The following is a 16297-nucleotide window of genomic DNA, read 5'->3' on the forward strand; positions in this document are numbered from 1 at the left end:
AAGGAAGGAGAGTGGGAATAAATAATGGTAATGGTGTGGTTAATACAGGATTGGGATCTTCAGAAGCCTTGAAGAAATTTAATAATAGCATCATTAATTTTGAAAGAATAAATAAGGATAAGTAATGTTTTTATCGTTAAATAGTTCAATGATTCTTGTTTTTGATTTAAAACAGAATAATTTAAAAAATAAAGAACATGTAAGAAATGTTCAATTATTAACATTAGATAACAATAAACCATTTGGTTTGAAAGGAAAATATGGTTTATATAATTCTGATGAATGGTGGGGGAATATTAAAAAGGGGGGGTGCCAAATAGGATTATTAACGGAGAGATAATTAGATTATATAAAGCTGGTCAAGATGATATTAGAGGATTTAATTCATTTGAATTAATGTTAGATAATGGTAATAAATGGTCATCTGGTATTTATGTAAATGATGAATCTGACTTTAAACTATTTAAAATAGGAAAAAAGGTATCAATATTTTATATTCTTGAAGAGCTTAAAACTGGGGATGTAATAGATTTAGTTGTTGAAATGGCAGTTAGCATTTAGAAAATGTTTTATGGAATAGGTATTCAGCACCTTAAGCAACAAGCAGGAAGGCGAAAGCAGTCAAACGAAATCGGCAGTGATACAAAAGATTCCATTGAAACCCACCCTGATGGTGCAAGCGTCTACGCTTGTACCATTACAATCTATTATAGTTCCGGAGTTAGCAAAATCCCGAGGCAAGCTCACGAATAAAGTTTGCTGGAAAATATAGCGTTATCTGGTTTTCAACGCCAGCAAACCACGCTTGGTCGTAAAGCGGTTTTCCATGTGAAAGGAGAAGAGGGCCAGTTACAACTCTCATCAAATAATCTGAACGCTAAAGGTGCAGATATTATTAACGACGGCAATGGCAGCACACTTGTTCAAACAAAAAATAACGTGAATCTCACCGCACTTTCAGTGGGCTTTGATGAGAAGATGGGGAAAAGAAGAAATTGCGGCGATTAAAACCGATATCACAACAGATCTTGCACTAAGTCAAAGTGGTAAATTAGAGTCGTTTTAATAAAGAGGTGTTGAGTAACTATTCCGCTGGAGAGCGGTAAATTTTTGAGATGTTTTTTATATGATATTTTTCGTGATCCCTATCACAATATCTTGTAAAACCACTTAAAAACGTTACCTATTTTTATTCAATCAATGATACAGTTATATCCGTTTGACTTTTTGTCATTTTAACGATGAATAGGCGAAGGTTTGTTCATTAATCTCATCAACCCAATCATCAATCAGAGGGAAACAGTATGTTAATTGGTGTACCTAGAGAGCTGCTTGAGAATGAGAGCCGTGTGGCGGCAACGCCGAAAACGGTTCAGCAAATATTGAAATTGGGCTTTGACGTGATCGTGGAACACGATGCAGGTTTTAAAGCTAGTTTTGAAGATCAAGCATTTTTAGAGGCAGGCGCGAAGATCGGTACGTCGGCTGAAATTTGGCAATCGGATATTATCTTCAAAGTAAATGCACCGACAGATGAAGAAATCGCTCAAATGAAGGAAGGCGCAACGCTTGTGAGCTTTATTTGGCGTATGCAAAATCCTGAGTTAATGAAAAAACTCACAGCGAAGAAAATTAATGTGTTAGCAATGGATGCGGTGCCTCGTATTTCTCGTGCGCAAGCATTGGATGCGCTTTCTTCTATGGCGAATATTTCTGGTTATCGTGCTGTCATTGAAGCTGCGCATGAATTCGGTAGCTTCTTTACCGGGCAAATTACTGCTGCAGGTAAAGTTCCACCAGCAAAAGTGTTGGTGATTGGTGCTGGTGTAGCTGGTTTGGCGGCAATTGGTGCGGCAAATAGCCTTGGGGCGATAGTTCGTGCTTTTGACTCTCGTCCTGAAGTGAAAGAGCAAGTTCAAAGTATGGGGGCAAGCTTCTTAGAAATTGATTTTAAAGAAGAAGGCGGCAGTGGTGATGGTTATGCGAAAGTAATGTCGGAAGAATTTAACCGTCGTGCGATGGAGCTTTATGCAGAACAAGCTAAAGAAGTCGATATTATTATTACTACGGCAGCCATTCCGGGTAAACCAGCGCCTCGTTTAATCACCAAAGAAATGGTAGATTCAATGAAACCTGGTTCGGTGATTGTGGATTTAGCCGCTGCAACTGGTGGTAACTGTGAATATACACAAGCAGGGAAAGTTGTTACAACTGAAAACCAAGTGAAAGTGATTGGTTATACAGATTTCCCAAGCCGTTTACCAACGCAATCTTCTCAACTTTATGGCACAAACTTAGTCAATTTATTAAAACTTTTGTGCAAAGAGAAAGATGGCAATATCAATATTGATTTTGAAGATGTGGTTCTTCGTGGTGTGACTGTTGTTCGTGATGGGGAAGAAATTCCACCAGCACAAATTCAAGTGTCTGCACAACCAAAACAAGAAACCAAAGCTGCACCAGTGGCAGAGAAAAAAGAATCTAAACCAACAGATCCTCGTGTGAAATACGGGGTGATGGCTGGTGTTGGTGTGTTATTTCTTTGGTTAGCTTCTGTTGCGCCAGCTGCATTTTTATCACATTTCACTGTATTTGTTTTAGCTTGTGTGGTGGGTTATTACGTGGTTTGGAATGTTAGCCATGCACTTCACACACCATTAATGGCGGTAACAAATGCAATTTCAGGCATTATTATTGTAGGGGCGTTATTACAAATTCGTCAGCCAACAGGCAATCTATTTATCGATGCGTTAGCTTTTGTGGCGATTTTGGTGGCAAGCATCAATATTTTTGGTGGTTTTCGTGTCACACAACGTATGTTAGCAATGTTTAGAAAAGGTTAAGGAGCGCACAATGTCTGAAGGTTTAGTACAGGCTGCGTATATTTTAGCAGCATTACTTTTCATTATGAGCTTGGCAGGACTTTCTAAACATGAAACTGCTAAAGCGGGTTGTTGGTTCGGTATTGTTGGTATGACAATTGCCCTTATCGCAACCATTTTTGGACCTCATTCTGAAGGAACATTTTGGATCATTATTGCGATGATCATTGGTGGTGCAATCGGTGTTCAACGTGCATTAAAAGTAGAAATGACTGAAATGCCAGAACTTGTGGCGATTCTTCACAGTTTCGTTGGTTTAGCGGCTGTACTCGTAGGCTTTAATAGCTATGGTTTACACCATGAGGCATTAATGCCAGAAGGATTAGATGCAGCAGCACAAGCCGCATTTGTAGCTGAACAATCGGTATTAACGAATATTCATAATGTGGAAGTATTTTTAGGTATTTTTATCGGTGCCGTAACTTTCACTGGTTCTGTTGTCGCATTTGGTAAATTAAGCGGAAAAATTAATTCAAAAGCATTAATGTTACCGCATCGCCATAAATTAAATTTAGCCGCACTTGTGGTATCTGCATTATTGATGGTTGCATTCTTGAATAATCCAGAAAGCATTTTTCCTGTGTTATTAATGACAGCGATCGCACTTGCATTTGGATGGCATTTAGTCGCTTCAATCGGTGGGGCAGATATGCCAGTTGTGGTATCAATGCTTAACTCTTATTCAGGTTGGGCAGCGGCCGCAGCAGGTTTTATGTTGAATAATGACTTGCTCATCGTAACAGGTGCGCTTGTTGGTTCTTCTGGTGCAATCCTTTCTTACATTATGTGTAAAGCAATGAACCGTTCATTTGTGAGCGTAATTGCAGGTGGTTTTGGTAACGATGTTCAAGTTTCTTCAAGCGAAGAACAAGGCGAACACCGTGAAACTACGGCAGAAGAAGTGGCTGAATTGTTGAAAAATGCAAGTTCTGTAATTATTACTCCGGGATATGGTATGGCTGTTGCACAAGCACAATATCCAGTCGCTGATATTACGGCAAAATTGCGTGAACGTGGTGTGAACGTTCGTTTTGGTATTCACCCTGTTGCAGGACGTTTACCAGGCCATATGAACGTGCTTTTAGCTGAAGCGAAAGTGCCTTACGACGTTGTACTTGAAATGGATGAAATCAATGATGATTTCGCTGATACTGATGTGGTATTGGTTATTGGTGCGAACGATACGGTAAACCCAGCTGCGATGGAAGATCCAAATAGCCCAATCGCGGGAATGCCTGTGTTGGAAGTATGGAAAGCACAAAATGTGATTGTGTTCAAACGTTCAATGGCAGTGGGTTACGCTGGCGTACAAAACCCATTATTCTTCAAAGAGAATACGCAAATGCTCTTTGGTGATGCAAAAGATCGTGTTGAAGATATCTTAAAAGCATTATAAAAAACACGCATAAAAATAACCGCACTTGGGGTTGCCTAAGTGCGGTATTTTTTTATGGCGTTTAGTGACTATTTTCAGGATTTTCCAAAATTTCTGAACACAAGCCTAAGCCAGATAAAAATTCAATAAATGCCCGCACTTTCATTGGTAAATGTCTTCTGTTTGGATAGACCACATGAATTTCTAATTTTTGTTGTTTATATTCTGGTAATATTTCAATCAGTTCACCTTTTTCGAGAGATTGACCTATAATAAATCTAGGTAAATTCACAATGCCTAGTCCTGCTTTTGCCATTTCTAATAAGGCTAAACCACTATTGCTTACCACTTTGGATTGGATTTTGAAACGTTGTGTTTGATTTATGCGTGAGCCAACCCAATTCACTTGATTCATTACATTTTTATAAAGTAAGCCATTGTGATGTTCTAAATCATCAGGTGTTTGTGGAATACCATTCGCTTCAAGATAGCTTGGTGATGCCACAAAGTGTAGCGTATTTGTGCTGATTTTGCGTGATACAAGAGAACTGTCCGCCATATGGCCGATACGTAATGCAAGATCATAGCCTTCTGCCACAAGGTCAATTTTTTTGTCATTAAACTCAATTTCGACATGTAGATTGGGATGTTCAGCAATAAATAGCGGTAAATTCGGTACGATGAAAAGCAAACCGAAATCACGAGGAACAGAAATAAGTAAATTTCCTTGTAATGAACTGGTAAGGTGAGTGATGCTAGAATCTGCTTCATCTAAATCAAGCAAAATTCCTTGGCAGCGTTGGTAATACATCATTCCCGCTTCAGTAGGCATAATTTTTCTGGTGGTACGTTGTAACAATCGTGTTTTTAAATGTTCTTCTAACTGTGAAACTAATTTGCTTGCCATCGCCACAGAAATATTTTGTTGCTTTGCTGCCAATGTAAAACTTTGGGTTTCAATGACTTTGCAGAAAATAGAAATCGCGTTGAGTTTATCCATTTATAGACCTTTTTTGAAAAAATGCTTGATTTTGCCTACATAACTTTGCACTATACCCCCAATTTTACAAAATTCTAGTGATATTAGGTAATCAAATGAGTAAATCCTTGGTGATTGTGGAGTCGCCGGCAAAAGCAAAGACCATCAATAAATATTTAGGTAGCCAATATGTGGTGAAATCGAGTGTTGGACATATTCGTGATTTGCCGACGATTGGTTCTAGTACAGGTGAAAAAGCTAAACCAATTTCAACCAAAGGTATGGATGCCGAAGAAAAAGCAAAAATTAAGGCTGAGAAGGAACGTAACGCCTTAGTTAAACGTATGGGGATTGATCCTTATCACGATTGGAAAGCAAATTATCAGATTTTGCCTGGTAAAGAAAAAGTGGTTTCCGAATTAAAATCGCTTGCTAAAAAAGCAGATCATATTTATCTCGCAACCGACTTGGATAGAGAAGGGGAAGCGATTGCATGGCATTTACGTGAGGTGATTGGTGGCGATGATGAGCGATTTAGCCGTGTAGTGTTTAATGAAATCACTAAAAATGCAATTAAACAGGCTTTTGAAAAGCCTGAACAATTAAATATGGATCGTGTCAATGCTCAACAAACTCGTCGCTTTTTAGATAGAGTAGTGGGCTTTATGGTATCTCCGCTACTTTGGAAAAAAGTCGCTCGCGGGCTTTCTGCTGGTCGAGTTCAATCGGTTGCGGTTAAATTATTAGTAGAACGCGAGCGTGAAATTAAAGCGTTCCAGCCTGAAGAATATTGGGAAGTTGCCGTCCTTACGAATAATCAGAATAAGCAAGCTATACGCTTGGATGTCACGGATTATAAAGGCAAGAAATTTGATCCAAAAAATCAAAAAGAAGCACAAAGTGCGGTAGATTTTCTGAATGTTTCAGATTACGTTGTCACAGATTTAGAAACTAAGCCAACAAGTTCTCGCCCTCGAGCGCCATTTATTACATCAACACTTCAACAAACTGCAAGTACTCGCTTGGGATTTGGCGTTAAAAAAACAATGATGTTAGCCCAACGTTTATATGAAGCGGGTTACATTACTTATATGCGTACGGATTCAACTAATTTGAGTCAAGATGCGCTGAATATGGCGCGTAGCTATATTGAAAATCATTTTGGTGCACAATATTTACCAGAAAAACCAAATTTCTATTCTAGTAAAGAAAATGCGCAAGAGGCGCATGAGGCTATTCGTCCATCTGACATTCGAGCATTGCCTGAATCTTTAGAGGGAATGGAAAAAGATGCGGTACGCCTTTATGATTTAATTTGGCGTCAATTCTTAGCATGTCAAATGCCGCCTGCACAATATGATAGCAGTACATTGACTGTTTCCGCAGGCGATTATACCTTGAAAGCAAAAGGCCGAATTTTACGTTTTGATGGTTGGACAAAAGTATTACCACAGATAGGCAAAAACCCTGAAGATCAAGAATTGCCTTTAGTTGCTGTTTCAGAAAAACTTGCTTTAAAAGAAGTGCAGCCCACTCAACACTTTACTAAACCACCTGCTCGTTTTACTGAAGCGGCCTTAGTAAAAGAATTGGAAAAACGTGGTATTGGCCGACCTTCCACTTATGCGGCAATTATTTCCACCATTCAAGAACGTGGTTATGTTCGTACTGAAAATCGTCGTTTCTATGCCGAAAAGATGGGCGAGATTGTGACTGATCGCCTCAATGAGTCTTTTGGTGAATTAATGAATTACGATTTCACCGCGAATATGGAAGATACCTTAGATAAAATTGCTTCTGGTTCGGTGAATTGGAAAACTGAATTGAATCAATTCTTTAAGGATTTTTTTAGTCAGCTTTCTAAAGCTGAATTGGATGAACTTGAAGGCGGTATGCGCCCAAATAGCCTTGTGGAAACAGATATTAAATGCCCAACCTGTGGCAGAAATATGGCAATTCGTACGGCAAGTACAGGGGTATTTTTAGGATGTACAGGTTATGCATTGCTGCCAAAAGAGCGGTGCAAAACAACGATTAATTTAATTCCTGAAGCGGAATTATTGAATGTTTTAGATGAATCTTCAGAAACCAAAGCATTAATGGATCGTAAACGTTGTACAAAATGTGGAACGGCAATGGACAGCTATGTAATTGATGCTCATCGTAAGATCCATATTTGTGGTAATAATCCAAATTGTGATGGATATTTGATTGAAGAAGGCTCATTCAAAATTAAAGGTTATGATGGCCCTGTTGTTGAGTGTGATAAATGCGGTGCGGATATGCATTTAAAACTTGGTCGTTTTGGCAAGTATATGGGATGTACAAATTGTGATAACACGCGCAAAATTTTGAAAAATGGCGAAGTTGCCCCTCCAAAAGAAGAGCCTGTACATTTCCCTGAGTTAAAATGCGAAAAATCTGATGCATATTTTGTATTGCGTGACGGTGCGAGTGGTGTATTTATGTCCGCCCATAACTTCCCGAAATCCCGCGAAACGCGCCCAGTTAAAATCGCAGAACTAGTGCAATATCGCGAGCGTTTACCTGAGAAATTGGCTTATTTAGCGGATGCACCACAAAAAGACCCAGAGGGGAATGAAGCGATTGTTCGTTTTAGTCGTAAAGAGAAGAAACAATATGTGACTTCTGAAAAAGATGGGAAAGCGACGAAATGGATTGTTGATTTCACCAATGGAAAATGGGTTGAACGAAAAAAATAAGAAGAAAAGTGCGGTAAATCACCGCACTTTTTTTGTAATAAATCTTCTTATGTTTTGTAGGTTATTGAGGATTAAAGGGCGGCTACAATTTCATTAATTTTATTTTTTGCAGAAGCTTGGGCTTTTTCAATTGCTTCTGGTCCGAATCCAATGCCTTGTGCATAAACAAATTGCACATCTGTGATACCAATAAAACCTAAAATTGATTTCATATATTGTGTCACTAAATTTTCTTCATCATACAACCCACCAAATGCACATAACACAATCGCTTTTTTACCTTTTAATAACTCTTCAGGGCCTGCCGTATATTGAAAAGTGACGCGTGGGCGTGCGATAAAATCAAAATAAGTTTTTAATTGTGTTGGGATGCCAAGATTATACATTGGCGCACCAATAACCAGAGTCTTTGCATTTTTTAATTCGGAGACTAATTCATCGGAAAGTGCAAGAAGTTGTTTTTCTTCATCGTTTTTAGGTTCCCCACGCACAGCAATTGTAGCTGCAGTATCAAAATATGGAAGCGGTTGTTGAGATAAATCGCGTACGATAATGTTATTACCTTGTAGTTTTTCGACAGCATAATCAACTAATTGATTAGTCTGAGAGTTATTTCCTGAAATGCTAGATTTTAATACTAATACGTTGCTCATTTTTATTCCTTAACAGTGTATTTAAAAGTGTGGTTATTCTAGCCTTTATTTTTAGGATATAAAGCCCCTAGTCAGAAAAACATTATTTCCTTTCTGTAAAATATGTGCATTTATTTAACAATACCTTAAGAAAGTGATAGAATTCGCCACGCATTTTTTGCCTAATTTCGCTCGTTCAATGGTAGGAATGAAGCTAACTAGGGCAAAAAGTGCGGTTAATTTTTATAGAATTTTAAACGAACACGTCACCTTTCGTATGGGTGACCACTGTATAAGGAAAAAACAATGCCAATTATTACTTTACCTGACGGTTCCCAACGTCAATTCGATCATTCTGTTTCTGTTCTTGAAGTCGCACAAGATATTGGTGCGGGTCTTGCTAAAGCCACTATCGCAGGCCGTGTAAATGGTGAGCGTCGTGATGCATGCGATGTTATCGACCAAGATGCAACGCTTGAAATCATTACCGCTAAAGATGAAGATGGTTTAGAAATTATTCGCCACTCATGTGCACACTTGTTTGGTCATGCCATTAAACAATTATTCCCAGATGTAAAAATGGCAATCGGTCCAACTATTGAAAACGGTTTCTACTATGACATTGATTTAGACCGCTCTTTAACGCAAGAAGATTTAGATGCAATCGAAAAACGTATGTTGGAATTGGCAAAAACCAATTATGACGTCGTGAAAAAACGTGTTACTTGGCAAGAAGCGCGTGATACGTTTGAAAAACGCGGCGAGCCATACAAAATGGCAATTTTAGATGAAAACATTGAACGTACTGCAACGCCTGCGTTATATCATCATTTAGAATATATTGATATGTGCCGTGGCCCACACGTGCCAAATATGCGTTTCTGTCAGCATTTCAAATTACAAAAAGTTGCTGGTGCGTACTGGCGTGGTGACAGCAAAAATAAAATGTTACAACGTATTTATGGTACGGCTTGGGCGGATAAAAAACAACTTGCTGAATACTTAACACGCTTAGAAGAAGCGGCAAAACGTGACCACCGTAAAATTGGTAAAGCATTAGATTTATATCATATGCAAGAAGAAGCTCCAGGTATGGTGTTCTGGCACAATGATGGTTGGACAATTTTCCGTGAACTTGAAACGTTCGTGCGTACTAAATTAAAACAATACGATTATCAAGAAGTAAAAGGTCCATTTATGATGGATCGCGTATTGTGGGAAAAAACAGGTCACTGGCAAAATTATGCAGATTTAATGTTCACAACCCAATCTGAAAACCGTGAATACGCAATTAAACCGATGAACTGTCCAGGACACGTTCAAATTTTTAATCAAGGTTTAAAATCTTACCGTGATTTACCAATCCGTATGGCTGAATTTGGTTCTTGCCATCGTAATGAGCCATCAGGTTCTTTACACGGTTTAATGCGTGTTCGTGGCTTTACTCAAGATGATGCACACATTTTCTGTACTGAAGATCAAATTGAGAGCGAAGTAACTAGCTGTATCAAAATGGTGTACGACATTTATAGCACCTTTGGTTTCACTAATATCGCAGTGAAACTTTCTACTCGCCCGGAAAATCGTATCGGTTCAGATGAAATGTGGGATCGTGCGGAAGCAGGTCTTGCAGCTGCATTAGCGCACAACGGTCTTGAATATGAAATTCAAGAAGGTGAAGGCGCATTTTATGGTCCGAAAATTGAATTTGCATTACGTGATAGCATTGGCCGTGAATGGCAATGTGGTACCGTGCAATTAGACTTCGCATTACCAGGTCGTTTAGATGCAACCTATGTGGCAGAAGACAATAGCCGTAAAACGCCAGTCATGATTCACCGTGCGATTTTAGGTTCTATTGAGCGCTTTATTGGTATCATTACCGAAGAATATGCAGGTTTCTTCCCTGCATGGTTAGCTCCAACCCAAGCGGTTGTTATGAATATCACTGATAGCCAAGCTGACTATGTACAAAAAGTTGCGAAACAGCTTTCTGATGTAGGTTTACGCGTGAAAACTGATTTACGTAACGAAAAAGTGGGCTTCAAAATTCGTGAACATACTTTACGTCGAGTGCCTTATATGCTTGTTTGTGGTGATAAAGAAATCGCTGAAGGTAAAGTGGCAGTACGTACCCGTAAAGGTGCTGATTTAGGTACATTTACTGTGGAAGAATTTGCGGAAATCTTGAAAAATCAAGTAAGAAGTCGTGAATTAAAGTTATTGAATGAAGAGTAATATTTTTCGAAAGTAACCAATATAATCTACTGGTTAAACAGTAGTTTCAATTTAACGGTGATCGTTTAATCGATCACCGTTATTTTTATCTCTTTCAGATCTATTGAGATTTCATTTATTTTCTAATCAGTAGTTGCTTTTAATACGCTGACAAATCTGCCTGATTTTTTTAGGGCTTTTTGCGCCAATGAGTCTATTGTGGCTTTTATCGCTAACTGATCTAAATGTTGATAGGTATAAATGACATCTGGACTACCTTTTTGCCAGTAACTTTCTTCAATAATTGAAGCAATTGAAACTAAAGAATCAAATTCACGTCGAATCTGAGTATGTTGTTCCGATAGTTTTTTACGTAATAAGTTTTCATCAATGCCATTTTTCACAATATCATCTAGTACCTGATTTGTAAGATGTGTAAGTTCCTCTACTCGGAGGGGAGAGCAACTAAATTCAATTTTTCCCTCAATTTGTGGTGCATGAACATCTTGCATAAACCAACTATTTACAGAATAAATACCAGAAACTTTTTCACGTAGAGTTAAGCGTAATTCTTCTTGCACAATATCTGCAAGAATATTGAATAAATATTTTTGTTCCGCTCGCCAAGTATTATCTGCGGTAAGGTATATTTCTACATCAGCTCTCGGTTCTTTCAAGCCATTCATAATAAATGATTGAGTTGGTGTATGAATAATAGTCGGGACAAAGTGACGTATCTGAGTTTTTGATTCAACAGAAGCTAAATAACGTTCTGCCAATTTCTTTACTTGATTAAGTTCAATATCGCCAATAATAAAATAGGTAAAATCTGTTTTATCTAAAATATAACGTTGATAAGCGTTACTTAATTGGTTTTTATCAAATGCTAATTGCTGTGCTTGTTTTTGAGTATAAACAGTTTCAATATTTGGAAAACGTAATTTTGAAACGGCTTTCATAAATTGTGTTTCTAAATCAATCTGTTTGAAATAATCACGGGTTTCACGTCGATATTTTTCTAAGGCAAGATCGGATATAGGAGAAGAACGTAATTTTAAGCGAAACAATGTCAGTAAATTTTCCAAATCTTTAGGTTTAGATACACCAGTAAAACCTTGTTTATCATCATCAATCACAGTTGCAATCACCAATGGATCGCGCGAAAAAATTTGATTAACCGCAGAAAGAGAAAGTTCTCCAACACCTGTTTCATCAACTACACTAACGGCTGCACGCAATAAGTGATAGTCCTTATCTGGGATAGAACGTAAACCACCTTGAGTAACAGCACGAAAATGTACTTGATTTGGAGTTTTGTCACTATAGTGGTAGATCAATTTACTTCCATTACTTAAACGAAATTCATAAATATCGCCGCGATCCCAGTATTTTTCTTGAGAAAGTGAGCCTGTGTTAAATGTTAAGTGCGGTAATTTTTCGATTTGTTTTTTTTCATCCCATTGGTGTTGTTGCATTTCCATTGCATTATTCCAACGAGTTTCTATTTCTGCAACATCAAAAGGCAAGGCTTTTTGTGGCAAAGGTTGAGTGATTAATAATAATTTTGCTTTTAATGCTAAGGTTTGATTTAACGTGCGTTGTAAATCAGCTAATGTAATTTGGGATAAAAAACGTTTATTGAGTTCATAACGATCATTTACGCTCAATACCACTTGCTTATTTGCTACAGAAGTAATGAGATCATCGGCAATTTTTAAACTACCAGAACGAATATTTAATTGTTTTTCATTGAGTTGAGTTAAGCGTTTAATCTCGCCGCTTAATTCACTTTGGGTAAAACCTTGTTGTTTTATACTGGCGATAAAGGCAAATAATTTATCTATCGTTTTTGAATATTGTGTATCTATAAGCTGGAGAGAAAAAATGCTTTGTAACGTTTCTTTACCTAAATGAGTACGATAAAAATTCGCAGAATCTACGCCATTTTCTGTTTCCTTTTCCCATTGCTGTAAACGTAAATTAAGTAATCGAGTAGTTATTTGCTGAATTAATTCTTGTTTATAACTCGCTAATGTATTGGTTTCAATTGTATTTTCAAAAAAACTTAATTCAATACTCGGAATTGTTGTGCCTTGTTCAGAAATAGAATCTAGTCGCCATTTGTTGATAAGAGGAATATTAAAATCAATTTTTTCCAATGTTGTTTTAGTAATTGGATTTTCTTGGGATAGGCTTTGTTTTAATAATTTTACTACTTGTTTTGTATCAATATCGCCTACAATAATTATTGACATATTATCTGGTCGATACCATTTATGGTAAAAATCAGCTACGCGTTTAGCTGAAATTGTTTTAATAATATCCATATCTCCAATAGGATCACGCAACACATAACGAGAACCCGCCATTTCAATAGCACTTTTCTTATTGCCAATACGTAACATTGGGCTTAAACGTCTTCGCCATTCTTCTTGTACTACACCACGTTCGCCATCTACATCTTTAGGTAAAAAAGTAATATTATTCATCCATTCATTGATGACATCAAAAGCCAATTCTAATTTTTGCTGATTGTTGTTATCTAAATTTAAAGTATAGACTGTATTTTCAAAATCAGTGAAAGCGTTAATATCTCGTGCAAACTTCATTCCAAGTTTTTCTAACACATTAATAATTTGATTTTCTGGGTATTTCTTTGAGCCATTAAATGCCATATGTTCAACTAAATGAGCAATGCCTTTTTGATCGTCATCTTCATGCATTGACCCTGCATTGATCACTAATCGAATATAAACGCGTTCTTTGGGTTCAGTATTTTTTAATACAAAGTATTGTAGACCATTTGATAGTTTACCGTGGTGAATATTTGGATCAAAAGGTAAATCACTATTGGGCGATGGATTCAGTGATTGACAAGCAATTAATGAAAAGATGAGTAAAAAAAGTGCGGTTGTTTTTTTCATTATTTTTACCTAGAAAAAAGAAAACTCTACGCTAAGTAAAACGAGTGTAGAGTAGGGCTCGCGGATGTTTCAAAGCCCACAAGCCCTATACATTGAAGAAAATTAGAATTGATAGCCAACTTCTAGCCAAAATTCACGCCCAGGCGTATAGACACCATATTCATCACTGGTGGAAATAGCAGTGACTTTATTTTTACGTGTTTTATTGAGCACATTTAAAATATCTACTTGCAAATAGACATTATGTTTACCTAGAATTGTCGGTTGCCAACGAATGCTACTATCCCATTGTGTATGTCTGCCATAGTGATAGCTACGGAAGCGTGAAATGCCATTATCATCGCTATCAAGTTCCTCATAGCTACGAATTGGGGCTTTCATATACACTTTATTAGACCAAGTGATATTGTAATCTGGCATCTCCATATCAATACCTAAACGAGCAATCCAATCTTCTGTACTGCTATTAACTTGTTGTAGCATTTGACTACGAGTCATTAATTTTCCGTCTAAATAGACGGGTTCATTTGGATCAAATTCATTACTTACATCTGCTCGTTTTGTATTTAGCCAATCAAAACCGAGTGATGTTGTCCAATAAATTTTACCCAATTTCCAGGGTTCAATATTGTTAAGTTGGAAAGTATAAACATCAACACCAAAGTTATGACCATTAATATAAAAACTTTTTGTCGCTTCTTTCTTCAACATAATGCGATTCTTATTATCACGATGAATATAACCAAGTTTGAGTGCCAAATTACCCATATTCTGATCAAAACTTAAGCTTAATTCATCTGCATAAGGTGTTTTAAGGGATGAAAAGTTCTGATGCTGACGTGTTGAATCATCATTAATCTTTAAGATTCTATTGGCTAATTTTAAAGAAGCAAAAGAACGACCGTAATAACGATTTAAACCCAGTGTAAATCCTGTATCGTCCCAAGGGTGATAACGTGCAACAAAGCGCGGGGCGATATTATTATTTTTTAAATAATCATCACGTTCAATACGAATACCAGGACGCAATTCAAATTTATTCCATTTTATTAGATCTTCAGTATAAGCCACGATATTCTGATAGGTGGTTTTTACACGACCTTTTGATGTTGTGCTCTCCGACAATATCATTTCTCTTGGATTATTTCTATTTGCATCTAAAATTACCTGCCCCACTTTTGAATGAACATCTTTTGGACGATAGAATTGATATTTTGTTGCCTGATAAATGCTTCCAATAGAAATAGAATGCTCGGTAGAACCTAAATGAAAAGGTTCCATTGCATATTCAGTAGAAAAATGTAAATTATCTTGAATTAATTGACTGTTTCCATATCCGCCTTTTTCATAATCATAAAGTTGATTATAATTTTCATCTAACACAGATATAATTTCTACATAATCTGTAGATGATTTACGCTTATCCTTAAAACGATCGTATGCTAAGGTATTTGTCCAAACGCCAGAGTCAAATGAATACACCCAAGCAAGCGTTGCCCCCAATGCTTGATGATAATCGCTTACATTGTTATCTATATTTTCCTTGAAATATTTCAATTCTTTATAATTTGAATAACGTAAACCGAGTTCAATACGCTCTTTTTCTTGCGGTGTCCAATTGAAATTTAATAAAAGATTATCGGAAAGTCGTTGATGATTTTGCTTATCTAGTTGTGCTTCTGTGGTTGCTGTTTTGTAACCAATCAAACGATTTTGTTCAATAGACGATATTCTACGACTATAGCCTAAAACCATCCCCATATTGTCACCTAGACTTTTTTCGGCTACAACACTGAATGTTTGTTTATCATATTTAGGTTGTAACTCTGCCACTCCTACATCATCTGGACGTACCAACTTTAGTATTTTTTGCGCTGCGCTATCTGCTTTCATTTTTGCCCAAGATGAACGCGTAGTGCGATATTTAAGTTTTATGCTATCAGTGCCACTATATTGTTTCGTTTTAGCGATAACGGCACCCCCCATAAAGTCCCCCAAGCTAGCAGAAATATTACTATCTTGTACTTCCACTTTAGAAAGCATAGTCGCATCAAAAAAATAAGCTTGAGTGTGACTAATTCCTGGAACAACTTGCATAGAACCGTCAAAAATACTGTTATCAATAGCAAGATCATTATTTATATTGACATTATCAACAAAATAGGCGGTTTGATTTGGATCGGCACCGTTAATTGAAATATTTTCAGGTTTGATTTCACCACGTTGAAAACCATTTTGGTCGCTATTTTCATAACGAATATGGGGGTTAGAACGAAGGTAATCAGTGATATTACCGTTTGATGTGGGCGTTTTACTTATCTCAGCAGAAGAGAGCGTTTTAATGGAAGAAAGCGATTTATTGTTGTCACCATACACAACAATTTCGGGCAATATATTTTTGTTGGTTGTTTCAACAGTTTGCCCCATAATAAATGGGCTAACAAATGTTGAGCAGAATAACAACATTAACGGTTTCTTTTGATGCATAATATACTCCCTTACTAAAGATATAAATGATAACTATTATAATTGTATTTTCATGCATTATTAAATGCAAGATATACT

Annotated in this window: 10 protein-coding genes and 1 pseudogene; 7 read left to right on the forward strand and 4 right to left on the reverse strand. The window is 37.0% G+C overall.

Translation table 11 applies throughout. The features are described from left to right. Positions 1 to 11 precede the first annotated feature (11 nt). The 5 genes and pseudogenes from AC6H0A_RS02165 to pntB all read left to right on the forward strand — a co-directional run bounded on the left by AC6H0A_RS02165 (position 12) and on the right by pntB (position 4278). Complete coding sequence (locus AC6H0A_RS02165; protein WP_497512345.1) at positions 12 to 125, forward strand: hypothetical protein; 114 nt, start codon at positions 12 to 14, stop codon at positions 123 to 125. A 23-nt stretch (positions 126 to 148) separates the two neighbouring features. Beyond that, a pseudogene (locus tag AC6H0A_RS02170) lies at positions 149 to 561 on the forward strand (immunity protein RhsI2 family protein). Between the two features lie 195 nt (positions 562 to 756). Continuing rightward, positions 757 to 1008, forward strand: a complete 252-nt coding sequence (locus tag AC6H0A_RS02175; protein ID WP_044232899.1) for a hypothetical protein — start codon at positions 757 to 759, stop codon at positions 1006 to 1008. 296 nt (positions 1009 to 1304) lie between these two features. Further along, positions 1305 to 2843 (forward strand): Re/Si-specific NAD(P)(+) transhydrogenase subunit alpha, encoded by a 1539-nt coding sequence (pntA, locus tag AC6H0A_RS02180; protein WP_005631652.1) that lies wholly within the window; start codon positions 1305 to 1307, stop codon positions 2841 to 2843. A 10-nt stretch (positions 2844 to 2853) separates the two neighbouring features. Continuing rightward, positions 2854 to 4278: a Re/Si-specific NAD(P)(+) transhydrogenase subunit beta gene (gene pntB / locus AC6H0A_RS02185; RefSeq protein ID WP_005641904.1), complete on the forward strand. Its 1425-nt coding sequence runs from the start codon at positions 2854 to 2856 to the stop codon at positions 4276 to 4278. A 61-nt stretch (positions 4279 to 4339) separates the two neighbouring features. On the opposite strand, the gene AC6H0A_RS02190 is transcribed toward pntB, so the two are convergent. Next, positions 4340 to 5257 carry a LysR family transcriptional regulator gene (locus AC6H0A_RS02190; protein ID WP_005641905.1) on the reverse strand — a complete coding sequence of 306 codons (918 nt, stop codon included), beginning with the start codon at positions 5255 to 5257 and terminating at the stop codon, positions 4340 to 4342. A gap of 95 nt (positions 5258 to 5352) precedes the next feature. On the opposite strand from AC6H0A_RS02190, the gene topA reads away from it, so the two are divergent. After that, positions 5353 to 7959: a type I DNA topoisomerase gene (gene topA / locus AC6H0A_RS02195; RefSeq protein WP_005641907.1), complete on the forward strand. Its 2607-nt coding sequence runs from the start codon at positions 5353 to 5355 to the stop codon at positions 7957 to 7959. A gap of 71 nt (positions 7960 to 8030) precedes the next feature. On the opposite strand, the gene AC6H0A_RS02200 is transcribed toward topA, so the two are convergent. Beyond that, complete coding sequence (locus AC6H0A_RS02200; protein ID WP_005641909.1) at positions 8031 to 8612, reverse strand: FMN-dependent NADH-azoreductase; 582 nt, start codon at positions 8610 to 8612, stop codon at positions 8031 to 8033. 285 nt (positions 8613 to 8897) lie between these two features. On the opposite strand from AC6H0A_RS02200, the gene thrS reads away from it, so the two are divergent. After that, positions 8898 to 10829, forward strand: coding sequence for a threonine--tRNA ligase (gene thrS, locus AC6H0A_RS02205; RefSeq protein ID WP_005641911.1), 1932 nt, complete (start codon positions 8898 to 8900; stop codon positions 10827 to 10829). A gap of 122 nt (positions 10830 to 10951) precedes the next feature. On the opposite strand, the gene AC6H0A_RS02210 is transcribed toward thrS, so the two are convergent. Together AC6H0A_RS02210 and AC6H0A_RS02215 are read right to left on the reverse strand one after the other, a co-directional pair. Then, positions 10952 to 13732 (reverse strand): M16 family metallopeptidase, encoded by a 2781-nt coding sequence (locus AC6H0A_RS02210; protein ID WP_005641913.1) that lies wholly within the window; start codon positions 13730 to 13732, stop codon positions 10952 to 10954. Positions 13733 to 13834: 102 nt separating this feature from the next. Continuing rightward, the gene (locus AC6H0A_RS02215) at positions 13835 to 16159 is read right to left on the reverse strand and encodes a TonB-dependent receptor plug domain-containing protein (RefSeq protein WP_253181217.1); all 2325 of its coding nucleotides are present in this window, start codon (positions 16157 to 16159) and stop codon (positions 13835 to 13837) included. Between the last annotated feature and the right edge of the window lie 138 nt (positions 16160 to 16297).

This window comes from Haemophilus sp. THUN1692, assembly GCF_059704395.1.